Source organism: Moorena sp. SIO3B2, from assembly GCF_010692525.1.
Taxonomy (GTDB): domain Bacteria; phylum Cyanobacteriota; class Cyanobacteriia; order Cyanobacteriales; family Coleofasciculaceae; genus Moorena; species Moorena producens.
This window is the reverse complement of record NZ_JAAHHE010000041.1, coordinates 1-15,324: the sequence shown is the minus strand read 5'-3', so window position 1 is coordinate 15,324 and position 15,324 is coordinate 1. Positions and strand designations below refer to the sequence as shown.

At 43.5% G+C, this 15,324-nt stretch carries 16 protein-coding genes and 1 pseudogene; 9 read left to right on the top strand and 8 right to left on the bottom strand.

Going from position 1 to position 15,324, the window contains the following annotated elements:
• Window positions 1–302 precede the first annotated feature (302 nt).
• Together F6K38_RS12650 and F6K38_RS12645 are read right to left on the bottom strand one after the other, a co-directional pair.
• Window positions 303–1,193 (bottom strand): Rpn family recombination-promoting nuclease/putative transposase, encoded by an 891-nt coding sequence (locus F6K38_RS12650; protein ID WP_287356686.1) that lies wholly within the window; start codon window positions 1,191–1,193, stop codon window positions 303–305.
• A gap of 814 nt (window positions 1,194–2,007) precedes the next feature.
• Window positions 2,008–2,424, bottom strand: coding sequence for a hypothetical protein (locus F6K38_RS12645; RefSeq protein ID WP_008189230.1), 417 nt, complete (start codon window positions 2,422–2,424; stop codon window positions 2,008–2,010).
• Between the two features lie 263 nt (window positions 2,425–2,687).
• Between F6K38_RS12645 and F6K38_RS12640 the strand changes: the two genes are divergently transcribed.
• From F6K38_RS12640 to F6K38_RS12630, 3 genes are read left to right on the top strand one after another with little or no spacing between them, the layout of a single operon-like run.
• Complete coding sequence (locus F6K38_RS12640) at window positions 2,688–3,167, top strand: ParB N-terminal domain-containing protein (protein WP_008189227.1); 480 nt, start codon at window positions 2,688–2,690, stop codon at window positions 3,165–3,167.
• 56 nt (window positions 3,168–3,223) lie between these two features.
• Window positions 3,224–3,571 carry a hypothetical protein gene (locus F6K38_RS12635; RefSeq protein ID WP_008189225.1) on the top strand — a complete coding sequence of 116 codons (348 nt, stop codon included), beginning with the start codon at window positions 3,224–3,226 and terminating at the stop codon, window positions 3,569–3,571.
• The gene (locus tag F6K38_RS12630; protein ID WP_287356684.1) at window positions 3,555–3,734 is read left to right on the top strand and encodes a DUF4351 domain-containing protein; all 180 of its coding nucleotides are present in this window, start codon (window positions 3,555–3,557) and stop codon (window positions 3,732–3,734) included. Before F6K38_RS12635 ends, F6K38_RS12630 begins: the two co-directional genes overlap by 17 nt.
• Window positions 3,735–3,865: 131 nt before the next feature.
• Here F6K38_RS12630 and F6K38_RS12625 read toward each other — a convergent pair whose 3' ends face one another.
• Window positions 3,866–4,117, bottom strand: coding sequence for a hypothetical protein (locus F6K38_RS12625; RefSeq protein ID WP_008189223.1), 252 nt, complete (start codon window positions 4,115–4,117; stop codon window positions 3,866–3,868).
• 65 nt (window positions 4,118–4,182) lie between these two features.
• Between F6K38_RS12625 and F6K38_RS12620 the strand changes: the two genes are divergently transcribed.
• On the top strand, window positions 4,183–4,434 hold the full coding sequence (locus F6K38_RS12620) for an AbrB/MazE/SpoVT family DNA-binding domain-containing protein (protein ID WP_008189221.1): 252 nt from the start codon (window positions 4,183–4,185) through the stop codon (window positions 4,432–4,434).
• A gap of 9 nt (window positions 4,435–4,443) precedes the next feature.
• Window positions 4,444–4,875 carry a putative toxin-antitoxin system toxin component, PIN family gene (locus F6K38_RS12615; RefSeq protein ID WP_008189219.1) on the top strand — a complete coding sequence of 144 codons (432 nt, stop codon included), beginning with the start codon at window positions 4,444–4,446 and terminating at the stop codon, window positions 4,873–4,875.
• Window positions 4,876–4,903: 28 nt separating this feature from the next.
• On the opposite strand, the gene F6K38_RS12610 is transcribed toward F6K38_RS12615, so the two are convergent.
• Window positions 4,904–5,026: a hypothetical protein gene (locus F6K38_RS12610; RefSeq protein WP_287251492.1), complete on the bottom strand. Its 123-nt coding sequence runs from the start codon at window positions 5,024–5,026 to the stop codon at window positions 4,904–4,906.
• 47 nt (window positions 5,027–5,073) lie between these two features.
• On the opposite strand from F6K38_RS12610, the gene F6K38_RS12605 reads away from it, so the two are divergent.
• Window positions 5,074–5,235 carry a hypothetical protein gene (locus F6K38_RS12605; RefSeq protein WP_154659940.1) on the top strand — a complete coding sequence of 54 codons (162 nt, stop codon included), beginning with the start codon at window positions 5,074–5,076 and terminating at the stop codon, window positions 5,233–5,235.
• A 269-nt stretch (window positions 5,236–5,504) separates the two neighbouring features.
• Here the strand turns inward: F6K38_RS12605 and F6K38_RS12600 are convergent, their stop codons facing one another.
• Window positions 5,505–7,949 (bottom strand): caspase family protein, encoded by a 2,445-nt coding sequence (locus F6K38_RS12600; RefSeq protein ID WP_287356695.1) that lies wholly within the window; start codon window positions 7,947–7,949, stop codon window positions 5,505–5,507.
• A 352-nt stretch (window positions 7,950–8,301) separates the two neighbouring features.
• Entirely contained in the window at window positions 8,302–8,646 is a 345-nt protein-coding gene (locus tag F6K38_RS12595; protein WP_008189214.1) for a peptidoglycan-binding domain-containing protein, read from the bottom strand.
• A gap of 297 nt (window positions 8,647–8,943) precedes the next feature.
• Between F6K38_RS12595 and F6K38_RS12590 the strand changes: the two genes are divergently transcribed.
• Window positions 8,944–9,276: a hypothetical protein gene (locus F6K38_RS12590; RefSeq protein WP_287356682.1), complete on the top strand. Its 333-nt coding sequence runs from the start codon at window positions 8,944–8,946 to the stop codon at window positions 9,274–9,276.
• 33 nt (window positions 9,277–9,309) lie between these two features.
• Complete coding sequence (locus F6K38_RS12585) at window positions 9,310–9,699, top strand: hypothetical protein (RefSeq protein ID WP_287356680.1); 390 nt, start codon at window positions 9,310–9,312, stop codon at window positions 9,697–9,699.
• Window positions 9,700–9,751: 52 nt separating this feature from the next.
• Here F6K38_RS12585 and F6K38_RS12580 read toward each other — a convergent pair whose 3' ends face one another.
• Together F6K38_RS12580 and F6K38_RS12575 are read right to left on the bottom strand one after the other, a co-directional pair.
• Entirely contained in the window at window positions 9,752–9,958 is a 207-nt protein-coding gene (locus F6K38_RS12580; protein ID WP_131826990.1) for a hypothetical protein, read from the bottom strand.
• Between the two features lie 61 nt (window positions 9,959–10,019).
• Window positions 10,020–14,408 (bottom strand): nSTAND1 domain-containing NTPase, encoded by a 4,389-nt coding sequence (locus tag F6K38_RS12575; RefSeq protein WP_287356678.1) that lies wholly within the window; start codon window positions 14,406–14,408, stop codon window positions 10,020–10,022.
• Between the two features lie 654 nt (window positions 14,409–15,062).
• Here F6K38_RS12575 and F6K38_RS44160 point away from each other — a divergent pair.
• Window positions 15,063–15,200, top strand: a pseudogene (locus F6K38_RS44160) (Uma2 family endonuclease); the annotation flags it as partial.
• Between the last annotated feature and the right edge of the window lie 124 nt (window positions 15,201–15,324).

Genomic DNA, 15,324 nt, shown 5'->3' with positions numbered 1-15,324 from the left:
CATCGGTTGGTGTTATTTTTTGATATTATTTTTTTATAATGACAAAGGTGTACGCCCATATATAAAGTGCTCTTCTGATATTGACTCCGCCTCAGCAGTTGAACTATCAGTAAGTCTTGGGGAGTAATTTGGTGGGCAAAGGGAAAAGGGGGTATTTGATGAATCTATTGGTAAAGTTTCCCCTTGCCCACCCTACGAGTTCTGCGATCGCTTGACCTAACCAGGTGTTCAAGGCATTGTAAAGTTGGGAGTTTTTTTCACAGCATTTCTACAGTATGAGTGGGATCAAATCCATGTGAGCATTATTGGTCTACCTGTGACAACCAGCTCAACAAATCTTCCCAACTATTCAACTCAAAAATAATATCTGTTAACCCTTCCAAATTTGACAAAGACAAACCTTGAACTACATTGTTTATTTCCTCGGTCATTTCTGGGAATCGTTTTTTCAGCAGACGCATGACCAAAATCTGTGCCTCAGTGATGCGACCTTCTTGATGACCTTCTTGGTGACCTTCTTGGTGACCTTCTTGGTGACCTTCTTGGTGACCTTCAGCCTTAACTTCCCGATAAAATCTGGTCTGTTTCCATTCTGTGAGTCCAAACATCGCTTCTAATTCCCTCCAAGGACGTTCAGGAAATTTATATACTAAGGCTTGTTCTACTAATTCTATCGCATTTCTTTGCTGTGCTACTGGTAGAGCCCTCGCACATCTTTCTAGTTGTCGTACTCTGTGTTGGACATTGGCTTGAGGTTCCACTACCAGCCGTACCAGTCCCAATCCGATTGAGTCTGAGGTGTCTGGAGTTTCATCAAGGTAAAGTGAGTGCAGATATCCTGTTTGGACTTCGCCATCGTAACATCTGGGAATCCCTGTATCCAAGCTGCGCTTAGCCCAAAATACTACCGCTTGCCAGCCATGTCGCCAACGATTTTGTCCTAAGTAGACAAACACTTCTTGCATCAGGCGGTAGTACAAGTCTTCATCTTTCTGAAATTGGACTTCTACGAAATAAATGGGGTCACCGTCCCGTTTGGGGAGAAATACGCCGTCGGTGCGTTTGGCGAGTTCTTTGAGTTCGATGGCCTTAAATGTATAGTTTTGTGCCAGTTGAGTGTTGTCTCCCAGGAGTTCAAAGAGAGTGCCAGGGAGGGTTTGGAAGATTTTATAAAATAGGCTGTCAGTGCGCATTAGTTTGCATTGCGATGAACTGGCATCTGAGCATCTGGGCTATCTGGCCAATATTATCATCGGTTGGTGTTATTTTTTGATATTATTTTTTTATAATCACAAAAGTGTACGCCCATATCTCACGGGGTGACAAGTGAATTAAAAAGTAGGTAGGTTGTGGGGTGTAGGGTATAGGGTGTAGGGAAAAAAGAAGAGCAACACCTTGTTAGTAGAGAAAATTGAATTGGGTAATGGATGATTGAATCAGGGAGAGTGAGGCTTGATGAAACCCACATAGCAGTGATATGTACCTTCATTTTAACCACACCCCACACCCGGTCACCCTACACCCAGTCTCCTTTTTAACTTTGTTGTCACCTCTAGAGACTTTATGCTCATCTTTCCGCTAGAAAAGATGGGGGATGCCAACCATTAATTGTCCATCGAAACCGTGCTTCTACAACGAGGGGATTATTCATTTTAAGCGTAATGACTGTTACTCGTCCCACAGGGGTTAGTCCTTGAATTTTTGTGAAATCCACATTCCATGAGAAATGTTCATCCCAATTCTGAGTGCGGGGATTAAATAAGTGAACAGTTTGACTAGTTAAAGGGTCGAGGGCAACAGTTGTATCCGATTTAAATTGGTTGCAGGTATAGCAGGCGAGGCAAACATTTGAAAATATGCTCTTTCCCCCAATAGAGCTGTGGTAAAATGTGATCGTAAGTTAAAGGAATACCACTATTTGCTTCACTAGTTTGGCAATAGCAACAATAACGGCGATCTTGGCGATCGATCTCATTCTTCAAAGATATTGGAATATAGGCCATGAGGTTACACAATACTTTGAGGAACTGGGTAACCGCGCCATTTCAGGAGAGCCGCTGCATGAGCTTTGCGTAGCATAAAACGATCTGCTGAAATCTTAAGCTGCTCAAGTTCAATCTGTTCTGCATCTGTTAAAGAACGCTCTTGATTTTGAGCTAACAACCAGTAGTGACGCTCCATTTCTTCCGGTGTTTTTTTACTCTGGGCAATAGGCCACAAAGCTTGGTCTTCCAACCTATCTAAGGCAGCTAGATCTGCTTGAAATTCTTCAGGTACATCAGACCAATTGGGGGGACTACCAATTTGTAAAGCATGGAGCATGACAGCTTCAAGAGAGCGTTCAGTTGCTTGGGCAGTGTTGACCAAGCGCTGATAGAGGAAGTCAGGAATTTGCAGAGTAATGGTTGTTGAAATAGAATTCATGACGGCATCTCCTCAAAGCGCAGTCCGTTAAGAGTCTATTGTAGCTCAGGGGGTAGGGTGTTAGGCAGGGTGTAGGGTGTAGGATGTAGGGTGTAGGGAAAAAAGACCGAGCTTCGCGAAAGTTGGTAGGGATGCTTAAATCGGCTAATGTACGATTAAATCAGGTAAATGTTGGTTAATGAAGCCTTTTCTAGCTAATTTGTGTACATGCCTATTTTCACCACACCCCATACCCCACACCCCACACCCTACACCCTCCATCCTTGTGGGATAGCCAGGGGATTGTCTGGTGTGGTGGCTATGTTTCCTACTCCAAAAAGGCCAGAAATATGGCAATCATGTCATATAATGTAAATTTCCGATTATTATTTGAGGAAGGACTAGCAGACGTTGACCCAGAGTTATTAATCAGACTCCCATTCAATGAACTGATCTATATCAACAACTCTGGAAATGTGGAACGATTGATCAAGGAATTGGATGGGTCGAATCCAGAATTAGTCCCTCTCTTAGTTGATCAATGGGGAATAATTATCGATGGCAATAGTCGCCATGCCGCAGTTGAAGGATTAAATGCAGGTTCAGATGGCAACAAATTCCCAAGAGTCCCCGTAGAGATCAGGACTTTCTCCGACAACCTAGAACGACTAAGGCAACTCAAGTTACGAAATAGCTATAGCGTTTCTAGGATTTATGAGGTACGCTTCTCAACCTCAAAGTCCCCCTTGATAAGGGGGATTTAGGGGGATCTCTTTGTACCTCATGGCATAGAGAATTGCTATATCTTGTCTAGACCAAGATGCAGCAATACATAGAAGCTCAACTGATGCTGCAAATTGAGAAACAGGAAGTTGAGCGGAAAAAGAAAAGAAGAGAGGATACTGCGATCGCAAGACATGGCAGATCGATTGATCGAGTTGCAGCGACAGATGGTACTGGTAGAACTACCTTACTTATTGGCTTCAATGTCGTTGAGGCTATTCAAAAAGAGGAGAATGCTGATCTTGCCAAAAAGTGGTCAAAACTTCTGGAAGAAGGAACAAACAAGATGGCCTATGACATCTTATCAGTGCCTCCAGAAGATCGTGAGGCTGTTATAGATCAGCTTTATAACCCAGAAGGAAGGGCGATTGACCTTGGCCTTTAGGCCAAGCTACGCGAATGGTCACGCTACGCGAACGCAGGTTCAAGCCTTATCCCTCCCTCAGCTTGAAGCTTTGGGGGAAGCGTTGTTGGACTTTACGAAACCCGAGGATTTGGATGAATGGATGCGTTCACGTAGTGTTGCTGATAGCAAATCGAACTCGTAGGTAATGCTTTCGGTGTGATTGGCCTACGGCCACGCTACGCGATCAGCCCTACGGGCATAGCTCGGCTGACTGCACTACTTCTTAACCAAGATCAACTAAGTTAGCATACGCTTCTTTTTCATCCTGTTAGGCTAAGTGTTGATAGAAATAATATTAGCTAAAGCCCGCAGTGCATCATTAACTGATTTTTCATCTGGAAAAATTTCAGCCACATCGTCATCCAACTTAACAATGTTGCTAGTTTCCCTATATCTGTGAGCATATTTACCACGTATGCCTTTGCTAAAATCGTATTCATCTAGCCGATCCTGATCCTGTTGATTATTAATAGTAATTGTTATCCTCGTATGTCCTTTTCTCTGGTGATGTAGCCAAACGAGCACTCTTTAGCCTGATCGATTACTATTTACTTAAAGTCCGGTTTGCCGGATTATAATTATTTTAAATTATGGAAGTCATCAAGCTAGGAAAAAAAGGTCAACTCTCTCTTCCCAAAGCAATTCTCAATCGTCTAGGGTTGGAAGGTGAAACTATGCTACTGGTAGAAACTACTGCTGATGGTGGAATTCTACTGCGTCCTGCGGGAGTGTATCCGATTGAGATCTATACAGAGGAACGGATTGAGGAGTTTTTATCAGGCGATCGCTTAACTAACGAAGAAGCCGAACAGCTAATGGGTCAACTTAAAGATGCTGAGTAGGAAAGATACATGCGCGTGTTTCTGGATGCCAATGTAATCTTTGCAGCCGCTATTAGTCCTGATGGTCGCTGTAACGCTTTGTTTGAGTTAGCTTCTGCTGGGTATTGTGCTTTGCTAACATCGCCTCACGCCTTGGAAGAAACACGCCGTAACATTACAGCTAAGTATCCCGAAGCTTTGACACGATTGGAACGGGATTTAATCCCTAAACTAATTATTGTTGGAGAAGCACCGGTTTCACGAGTTAATTGGGCCATGGAGATGGGGCTACCTTTGAAAGATGCTCCTATTTTAGCGACAGCAGTAGAGAATAGGGCAGACCTTTTGGTAACGGGTGATAAGAAGCACTTTGGTTCGTTTTACGGTCAGATATTAGAGGGAGTAACGGTGGTAGATCCGGCAGAGGCGATCGCACTACTTCTCAACCAAGAAAAACTTTAGTGATTGCCCGACTACTTCTCAACCAAGATTAACGAGAGTGCGATCGCCTTTGGCGTGGCCTACGGCCAATCGCACAAGCGCGGAAGCTGAGGCCGTAGGCCACGCTTTGCGAACGCGTGACTCGCGTAGCGTGGCCTACGGCCAATCGCACTTGTGTACCAACAGTTTTTGGAGATGTCTATAGCGTTTCTCATAGCTATGAGGTACACATTATTTTTTCCCTCTTCCCTCTTCCGACTTCCCATATCCGCTGCTCCCGTCTTGATGCAGTCGCTCATGGGGGAAACCACGCCAGTTGCTCATGGTTTGTTCGCGAAGCGTCGGCTACGCCGAAGTTACCGTAAGACAGTTGAGCCTTAATCAATAAGTTTTACCCCTTTTCTGCATAGCCTAACAATCATAAAGGCTCAACTGTCTAAGGTTTCGTCTCCGGGGGGAACCCCCAAGACCGCACTGGCTCCCCAAGACCGCGCTGCATCGCTGCTCCGAAGTCCCTGCTCCCTAAAACCCAGAGATTTGTACCTCATGGGTATAAGACTTGCTATATTATAGTTGCGTGACATGGCAAATACCTTACTTTTTTATTCCAACAGAGTTGTACAAGGGGCTTCAATGAGTGCCTTTACCTCTCAACGAACTCGATTGTTTTCAGAAGTGGGGTTAATGTTCAATACAGTATTGATGGAAAATTCCCCTAGTACTTTCATAGAGTCGCTTTGGAATTGCTCAGATGCGCATTTGAGTTGCTGCAACTGATTAAAACTAAAGATGCTCAATCCACTCAGAGCCAGAATCAATCCAGTTACACAGCTAATTAATCGACAGCTATCATTTCGCCTTTTTTGCAGACTACGCCGCACAAACTCAGCTTCCACTTGGTTCAGCCAGTTATTCTCAGAATTCAGTACCTTTTTCAACAAATCCAGACGAGGGTTAGCATGCCAAAGAAACTTTGCCTGTTGCTGGCTTTTCCACTCCTGTGCTGCGGTCGTCAACCGCCGTTGTAGAAGTAAATTTTCCTCATCCTTTTGTTTCCACTCCAGCAGCTTTTGCCAACCCCGCACCAAAGCATCATGGGCTGGTTCGACATCAGGATTTCCCTCACTATCTTGTCCTTCTACTAATAACCGTGCTGTGCTAAAACGCTCAATTACTTCCTTAACTAAACTATTTTTATCGGGGGGATATTCCAATTCTGATAACGGTACCCGCCTACGGGCTAATTCACCCCCACCTAGTGCCACCATCCGCAGCATGACATGACGGATTACTTGGTCATAAGCGGGATTTTCTTGAACTAGCTTCTGATACTCTTTATCTGCCCTTTGAGTTAGCGATCGCATTACTCCCCCCAATTCCATATAATCGGCTTGAGTCAACGCCCGGTCAATAGTAATACCCCTGTATTGTGCCTCCCGTTGTCGCCTTAAGTATTTCAGATACAGTTCACTTAAGGCAAAAGACAGCAGGGGCAATGCTCCGGGCATATCCGCCACTTCATCAATTAATTTTTCTACTAAATCGTGGGGTTGAAAATACATTACCCGTGCTTGAGCCGGTTTTTCGATCGCTTCCCTTAGTTCCCCTCGTGTCATCGCCGGTACAATAAATCGTCCACTTTGCCAAAGATTTATCAGTACCGTGGTTCCCAATTGATTTATTACTTCCGGTGCCAACTTTAAGCCCACATCACAGATGTGGGGTTCAAAATCAGAACGTAGGCTTAATACTACCCGTAATTTATCCCCATGGGCATTTATGGCTGTGAGTATCTGTTGGAAAAACTCCTTACGCTCATCTAAGTTTCGACAGAGTGTAATAATTTCTTCGCTTTGGTCAATAAACAGTAATAACTTAGAGTTGGGGTTATTTTTCGCCCAAACATCAATGCTCATTGCCAGGTTCTGCTGTGGGTTTTGGGCTGCTACCTCTGGTAATTGGGTATTTTTCAAAGCATTATTTAACCCTTGTAAGGGCGTTTCACCAGGACGGATGGCTGGCAAAATACACCATTTCTCAGTATTATCTTGCCGTAGTTTGGGAATTAATCCGGCTTTTACCAAGCTAGATTTACCGGAACCAGAAGCACCCAACACCACTGTCAGGGGATGAGCTTTGACAAAATCTTCTAACTTTTCTACTAGTAATGTTCTACCGAAAAACAGTGAACTGTGTTTCTCGTCAAAGGAGTTTAAACCGCGATAGGGATTTTGTGATTGATCCAAAGGTGGTGCTGGTGGTAAATTAAGTTTATGTCCGGGAGAAAGAAAGATATATTCTCCCTTATCGTGCTTATTTAAACACCAAATACCAGGGGTTTGTCGCTGACGGTATTTTTTTGTGGGTATTTCGACTCGATTCCGTAAATGTAAATATAATTCTGTGGCTGTAATTACCCCATCTCCAGCCGGTTTACCATTTTTGGCAAGAGGATAGATATCTGCTGCCCCTTCTAGGGCTTCTAATAATGCACTAGCAAAAGGGGAATGATGGCCGACTTGACTGCGATCGCTATCTAAATTAAAGTTATCTAAGGCTTTTTGATCAGAAGCTGAGGAAGTAATGATTTGCCAGGCTGGGTCAGTAATAAAACGGTCGTATCGTTCTTGGTGAATTACTTCTGGCGATGTGAGTAAATCCCTGGTACTCGACCAACGAAAAGCACCAGCAAAACAGCAGTCGAGGATACCCAAGAAATGACGACAGGGTAATTGACTTAAAGCGTCATGTAACTTGGTCATGGGCAGATAACTATTAGTATCCCCCAGTAAAGCATCTTGAGGAATTAAGTAACCAGCCGGGCCATCATCCCCATTGAGAGCAACTCCATGACCAGCAAAGTAAAATAATAAGCGGTCATTTTCAGTGACTTGTTCCGGTAAGGTTTTTTCTAAAAATTTCTTGAAGTTAGTGAGGCTGGCAAGTTCGTCTAAGCATTCCCAGACTTGATAGCCATGCTTTTTGTGGAGAATTTCAACTAGTTTTTTGGCATCGTTTACGGGGGTGTGCAGGGGGGAAATGCCGTTTGTGTAGTTATTGATGCCGACGATAAATGCGATATTTCGGGAGAACATATAGCAGTTGGCGATTTTATTAAGTGCCAAATTATGGGTTTTTATGGAATAGGAATACCCTCTTATTAAGGGCAGGGCTATTTCATTCTCGCCAAAAATAGATAGGGAGATGGGGACCCCTGACAAGGGTAGGTTTTTTACTTTGGAGATAGGTAATAGGTAATAGGTAATAGGTAATAGGTAATGGGTAATAGGTAATAGGTAATAGGTAATGGGTAATGGGTAATCGGTAATGGGGACCGGTCCCCTAACCCTCATAAGGGTAGGTTTTTTACAAAGACCTACCCTTATGAGGTGGTGAACAGGGGCTCAGTTCACCACCCTGTGCTATATCCCTACTAATTCGGGATCTTTAGCAAAACGTATTACCGATGGCACGATAGGTTTCTTTACCGACAATCCCATCTACAATCAAGTAGTCAGGATTAGATTTTTGGAGGGAGTTGTAGTAGCTTTGGAAATCCCTTACTGCCCGTTCTGTTTGTGAGCCAAACTGTCCGTCAAGAAGCACAGAATAGTCTATGTAGCAAATTAAGAACTGCTGGAGAAAGCGGACAGCTTCACCGGCTGTTCCCTTTTTCAAAACTGGTAGGTGGGTGACGTAAGCAGCGTTAGCCTGACTAATTACTTCAGAACCATTAGCTAGTGTAGAACCATTAGCTAGTACAGATTTAGAATTGATAGTGTTAGTTGCCATGATGGATGTCTTTTCCTTAATGATTTGACGTTTACTAGGAAAACCTTTTCAGGTTTCGACATTGGACAAAGTTTTTATTTTCTGTCTTTTGTCTCTACACCCTTAAGACGATCTCAAAACCCTATTTTGGAATTTTTCGAGTTAGCACCAATTTTTTGATCTCGACTCACCCCATTCACCCCAGTTCACTCTCCCCACACTCCCTACTCCCTACTCCCTGATCCCTACCTCACTTGGGTAGGTTTTTTACCTAGCAGGGCGAGTACGTACTGGCATTGGGAATAAATTTCTCAAAATATGTCGGAAAATCTACCAGAATTTCCACCGATTACCGACCCATCTCCCGCTCTTCCCCTCCTGGTCGGGGTGTCGGGTGGGTTCCGATTAGCCATTACCCATTACCCATTACCCATTACCCATTACCCATTCCCCATTACCTATTACCTATTACCTATTACCTATTACCTATTACCTATTACCTATTACCTATTACCTATTACCTATTACCTATTACCTATCTCCAAAGTAAAAAACCTACCCTTGTCAGCTGGTCCCTACTCCCTATTCCCAATAAAAAAAATCGGTCAAGTTTGGGTTAACCCCAATCCTGGACCGATTTCTGTACTTTAACTTTCCACAAGTACAGCTGAGCTGCACTCAAATTTGGATAACTCCAGATCAACTATAGCGGTTTTTAATCTAGTAAGGTACAATTTTTTGGGTTTTAGGGAGCAGGGAGCAGGGAGCAGGGAGCAGGGAGCAGGGAGCAGGGAGCAGGGAGCAGGGAGCAGGGAAGAGGGAAGAGGGAAGAGGGAAGAGGGAAGAGGGAAGAGGGAAGAGGGAAAAAAATATGTGTACCTCATGAGGATAAAAAGCGCTATAGTACATTCTTCTCGAGTTAGTCAGCAACTGCTGGAAAGCAATAACATCCCAACTCATCCTTCATCCTGCTTCATCTTCCTTCACCAAACATCCTTCACAATTCCTGATTTGCCAGGGGGCAACCCTGGCAAAGTCCTATCAGAACATCCTTCACCTTCCCGGATGTTCTGATAGTTCATATCTTCTACAACTTTGACCTGCTCCCCTTTCGTACCAACAGTTTTTAGAGAGCGATCGCATAAGCGCGGAAGCGAAGCTTCATCGCGTAGCGTGGCCGTAGGCCAATCGCATAAGCGCGGAAGCTGAGGCCTACGGCCACGCTTTGCGAACGCGTGACTCGCGTAGCGTGGCCGTAGGCCAATCGCTCTTGTGTGCCAAGAGTTTTTGGAGTGCGATTAGTCTTCGGTGATCGCCAATTTTGGTATAGCAACCGAAGTATAGTTTAGGACAAAGTATTTTGCTTGAAAGGGAGCAGGGAGCATAAATATGTCTTAAGCTTTACTTCGACTGCTATATACATTGTCGCAGAGATTGCGATCCCTCTTGTCAACATTGGGGTTATTCTCAAGATAGTCACGCACCCTATCACAACTCTTGGATAGCAGTTCATCCAATCCTCCAAACTGCCATAACTTTGCAGTACCCTTCTCGTCAAGGGTAGCTATTAAGCTACCATCAGCACTAAGACTTATACTGGTTAATTGGTTTGTTGGCTGCCCTTTTCCTTTTAAAGTAGTCAATCGTTTTCCTGAGATATCCCATACATGGATATCATAGCTGTACCCAATAGATGCTAATAAGTTACCCTGAATATCAAGACCATTTTTTTCACTACTGATGTCGCCATTATAATCCTCAAACCCAACTAATTGCTTATGAGACTCCAATTCGAAGAAGATTTTATTATGTTTCTCTAATTCATTTTTAATACTCATTGCCAACAGCTTGTTATCCGAGTTAAAAACGATATGACTCTCCGGGTAAACCCTAGGATAACTCTTCTCGGACACTTTTTCCAAGGTTTTAGTTTTACTGTTCAACTCAAACAGATGGATAATAGTATCACAGATAGTATAATCACAGTGCATGGCAGCCAATTGCTGACCATCACGACTAAAAATAAGCTGGCTAATTGTTTTTTCAATTTTTTTTGGTTTATACAATTCCTTCCCATTTAGATTCAAGATGCGAATCGTATTATCTTCGTCTAGTGCAGCCAATTGCTGACCATCAGGACTAAAAATGATTTGGCTGATTTTGCCTTTAATATCTTTAAATCGCTTCAAATCCTTACCCTTCAAATCCAACAAATGGACAGTACCATCTTGTTTGACAGCAGCTATTTGCTTGCCATCGGGGCTCATCCTGAGACTTTTAAACTTCCCCTCCATTGTCTCAATTGTGCTTAACTCTTCCACTTGCTGGTTGTTCTCTATTTCCCACAAGCGAATAGTATTGTCATCACCTCGACTAGCAAGTTTTCTGGCATTCGAGCTAGAAATAACCTCACGAATACTACCTTGATGCCCTTTCAGTTCAAATCCCGAATCATCAACCACAAATGATGGATCATGAACACTAATAATACCATTATTCTCTTGACCGATAATCAGACGACTCTTGGCATCAAAAATGATGCTTACAGGTCGGATTATGGGTGTCAATGCCCTCCACAATTTATCATCCTCTAAACTAGCAAAATACGCAATCCTTGTCTCCTCTCCATAGGAGCCTGCCAAGTATCTACCATCAGGGCTAAAAACGAGGTTATCCAAGAGTCGATTATAACACCATTGACACGCATCAAAATCTTTTAAATCTGCTAAATTACTGCCAGACATAAAGTCTGACAAGCGGAAGGTATTGTCAGATTCGTTAGCTACAACAACTAGCTGGTTCTTGGAGTTAAAACTAATACTACTGAAATTGTTTTGATCCTTTTTTAATAGCTTCGGTTCATTTCCCGTTAAGTCCCACAGGTAGATAGTCCTTCTATCGTCTGTATAGGCTACAAGCTTCTTGCCATCAGGACTGAAACTGATATCACTGCCGAGATTTTCATCCTGTGAGATACAACGTATAAGCTTTGGTGGCTCTTGCTGTTTTCCTTCCAAGTTCCATAGGCGAACAGTACATTTATCGTCAATAGTTGCTAATAAGCTACCATCCTTATTAATATCAAGATTGACTTCACCTCTATGTCCTGAAAATACTTTGGGTAGTTCTGTGCCTTTGAAGTCTTGTAAGCGGACAGTACCATCCTCTGCTGTAGCAATCAGTAACCGATGATCAGACGTAAAAAACATCTTATTAAAGTTTTCAGGCACTTCTATGCGGTTACGTTCTTTCGCTAAATAGAATACCTTTCGCCAAGTTTGTAATACTTGAGTTTTAAGCTCATTTTCTGGCTTGAATAAGGATAAGTATCCCGGCCAATCTTTTAGAGATTTACCCGCTCGTAAACTAGCAACCAAAGCTTCTAAATCTTGACCTAATTCTAAGTTTGCTTCGGCGGATTGCCGATCAGCCCTGACTTGGCCGATCAAAGCATCTCTCTGTCCAATCAAAGAAAATACTAAACCTGTACCTAACCCCAGCATAACTACGATCGCAACAACCCAATTCCGACGAGTATTGAAGCTTTTTCGCCTGACGCTACGCTGCACAAACTCAACTTCTACTTGGTTAAACCAGTTGTCCTCAGAATTGAGTTCTTTATTCAACAAATCAAGACGAGGGTTAGCATTCCAAAGAAACTTTGCCTGTTGCTGGCTTTTCCACTCCACCGCCGCAGGAGTCAACCGCCGTTGTAGAAGTAAATTTTCCTCCTCCTTTTGTTTCCACTCCAGCAGCTTTTGCCAACCCCGCACTAAAGCATCATGGGCTGGTTCTACATAGGGATTCCCCTCAACATCTTGTCCTTCTACTAATAACCGTGCTGTGCTAAAACGCTCAATTACTTCCTTGACTAAACTATTTTTCGCTGGTGGATATTCCAATTCCGATAAAGGTACCCGCCTACGGGCTAATTCACCCCCACCTAGTGCCACCATCCGCAGCATCACATGACGGATCACTTGGTCATAAGCGGGGTTTTCATTAACTAGCTTCTGATACTCCTCATCCGCCCTTTGAGTTAGCGATCGCATTACTCCCCCCAATTCCATATAATCGCCTTGAGTCAACGCCCGGTCAATAGTAATACCCCTGTATTGTGCCTCCCGTTGTCGTCTTAAGTATTTCAGATACAGTTCGCTCAAGGCAAAAGACAGCAGGGGCAATGCTCCGGGCATATCCGCCACTTCATCAATTAATTTTTCTACTAATTCGTGGGGCTGAAAATACATGACCCGTATTTCTGCGGGTTTCTCAATGGCTTCGCGCAGTTCCCCTCGTGTCATCCCTGGTACAATAAATCGTCCACTTTGCCAAAGATTTATCAGTACCGTGGTTCCCAATTGATTTAGTACTTCCGGTGCCAACTTTAAGCCAGCATCTCTGACTTGGGGTTCAAAGTCAGACCGTAGGGATAGTACTACCCGTAATTTATCCCCATGAGCATTGATAGCTGTGAGTATCTGTTGGAAAAACTCCTTACGCTCATCTAAGTTTCGACAGAGTGTAATAATTTCTTCGCTTTGGTCAATAAACAGTAATAACTTAGAGTTGGGGTTATTTTTCGCCCAAACATCAATGCTCATTGCCAGGTTATGCTGGGGGTTTTGTGGCTCTACCTTTGGTAACTTAGCTTCAGTCAGCACATTATTTAATGCTTCCAAGGGAGTCTCACCAGGACGGATGGGTGGCAAAATACACCATTTCTCAGTGTTATCTTGCCGTAGTTTGGGAATTAATCCGGCCTTGACCAAGCTAGACTTACCGGAACCGGAAGCACCCAACACCACTGTCAGGGGATTAGCTTTGACAAAATAGTCTAACTTTTCTACTAGTAATGTTCTACCGAAAAACAGTGAACTGTGTTTCTCCTCAAAGGACTTTAAACCTCGGTAGGGATTTTGTGACTCATCCAATGGTGGTGCTGGTGGTAAGTTAAGTTCATGTCCCGGAGAAAGAAAGATATATTCTCCCTTATCGTGCTTGTTTAAACACCAAATACCGGGCGTTTGTCGGTGGCGGGATTTTTCTGTGGGAATTTCGACTCGATCCCGTAAATATAAATATAATTCTGTGGCTGTAATTACCCCATCTCCAGCCGATTTACCATTCGTAGCAGGAGGATAGATATCTGCTGCACCTTCGAGGGCTTCTAATAATGCACTAGCAAAAGGGGAATGATTACCGACTTGACTGCGTTCGCTATCTAAATTAAAGTTATCTAAGGCTTTTTGGTCAGAAGCTGAAGAAGTAATGATTTGCCAGGCTGGGTCACTAATAAAACGGTCATAACGCTCTTGGTGAATTACTTCTGGCGATGTGAGTAAATCCCTAGTATTCGACCATTTAAAAGCACCAGCAAAACAGCAGTCGAGGATACCCAAAAAATGACGGCAGGGTAATTGACTTAAAGCGTCATGTAACTTCGTCATGGGCAGATAACTATTAGTATCCCCCAGTAAAGCATCTTGAGGAATTAAGTAACCAGCCGGACCATCATCCCCATTGAGAGCGACTCCATGACCAGCAAAGTAAAATAATAAGCGGTCATTTTCAGTGACTTTTTCGGGTAAGGTATGGGATAAAAATTTGTTAAAGTTAGACAGAGTTGCCACTTCGTCTAAGCATTCCCAGACTTCGTAATCATGCTTTTTGCGGAGAATTTCCACTAGTTTTTTGGCATCGTTTACGGCAGTGTTGAGGGGGGAAATGCCGTTTGTGTAGTTATTGATGCCGGTGATAAAGGCGAGATTTCGAGAAAACATGTTCTGCTAAAAGCACTTAAAAGCACTTATAAAGATAACTTGAATACTCTTGATTGGGAGCATCCCATTTTTTTTGGCAAAAATATCTTTTTATAGCAGTCGCCAGCGATGCAGCGCGGTCTTGGGGAGCCAGTGCGGTCTTGGGGGTCTCCCCCATGAGCAACTGGCGTGGTTTCCCCCACTCGCTATTGCATCAAGACAGGGCAGTTAGAACATGACAAAAGTATCAAACCTAAGTAAGCGCAAGAGTAATACTCTCTTGGTGCGCATTCTGATGGTGATTAGAAATCACCAGGGTCGCACCGCTTCTGACTTCTGACTTCTGACTTCTGACTTCTGACTTCTGCTATATGTGGGCGGTATAATCACGCTCACACAGCAGTGGGATGCTCCCTATTTATTCCCCAGGATAATCTGTTGACTTTACGCAGAAATTATTAGTTTCGTAATAAATCTTTACATACTTTCATTGGCGTATATAGGGTTTATAAATGAGATGTAAACCTAGGAGGTATTTTTTTACTGTCCAATAAAACTTCGTATCTCTTTCCCCTCTTGCCTTTCCCCTCCTGGGAGGGGTTAGGGGTGGGTTCCTCTTGTATGCAAGCTTTTTTATACAAGAATTATGTTTACAACCTAGATAAAAACCCTATAATGACTAGGCTACTCATTCAAACCCAAACTGTCCCTGTGATGGTCAATCTTCCTGGGATCATCCCCATGACCCCTGCCCAGTTTTCTGAATTCTGTTTAGCCAATCGAGATCTACGGATTGAGCGCACCGCCAGTGGATTGGGTAAGTCAGCGGGATTGCTCCCGCTTCGTCCCCAACGCACCGTGCGAACAAGTCTCCAAGTACACGGCGCAACCGATTCTTTTTGAACTCATTTATCACTGCCACTTCTTTTCTGAGATT

Bases quoted from the DNA above. Each gene is read 5' to 3' on its own strand.
- F6K38_RS12575 (WP_287356678.1), bottom strand. From the start codon at position 14,408: ATGTTTTCTCGAAATCTCGCCTTTATCACCGGCATCAATAACTACACA.
- F6K38_RS12650 (WP_287356686.1), bottom strand. From the start codon at position 1,193: ATGCGCACTGACAGCCTATTTTATAAAATCTTCCAAACCCTCCCTGGC.
- F6K38_RS12635 (WP_008189225.1), top strand. From the start codon at position 3,224: ATGCAGCAATACATAGAAGCTCAACTGATGCTGCAAATTGAGAAACAG.
- F6K38_RS12620 (WP_008189221.1), top strand. From the start codon at position 4,183: ATGGAAGTCATCAAGCTAGGAAAAAAAGGTCAACTCTCTCTTCCCAAA.
- F6K38_RS12605 (WP_154659940.1), top strand. From the start codon at position 5,074: ATGAGGTACACATTATTTTTTCCCTCTTCCCTCTTCCGACTTCCCATA.
- F6K38_RS12615 (WP_008189219.1), top strand. From the start codon at position 4,444: ATGCGCGTGTTTCTGGATGCCAATGTAATCTTTGCAGCCGCTATTAGT.
- F6K38_RS12645 (WP_008189230.1), bottom strand. From the start codon at position 2,424: ATGAATTCTATTTCAACAACCATTACTCTGCAAATTCCTGACTTCCTC.
- F6K38_RS12600 (WP_287356695.1), bottom strand. From the start codon at position 7,949: ATGTTCTCCCGAAATATCGCATTTATCGTCGGCATCAATAACTACACA.
- F6K38_RS12595 (WP_008189214.1), bottom strand. From the start codon at position 8,646: ATGGCAACTAACACTATCAATTCTAAATCTGTACTAGCTAATGGTTCT.
- F6K38_RS12590 (WP_287356682.1), top strand. From the start codon at position 8,944: ATGTCGGAAAATCTACCAGAATTTCCACCGATTACCGACCCATCTCCC.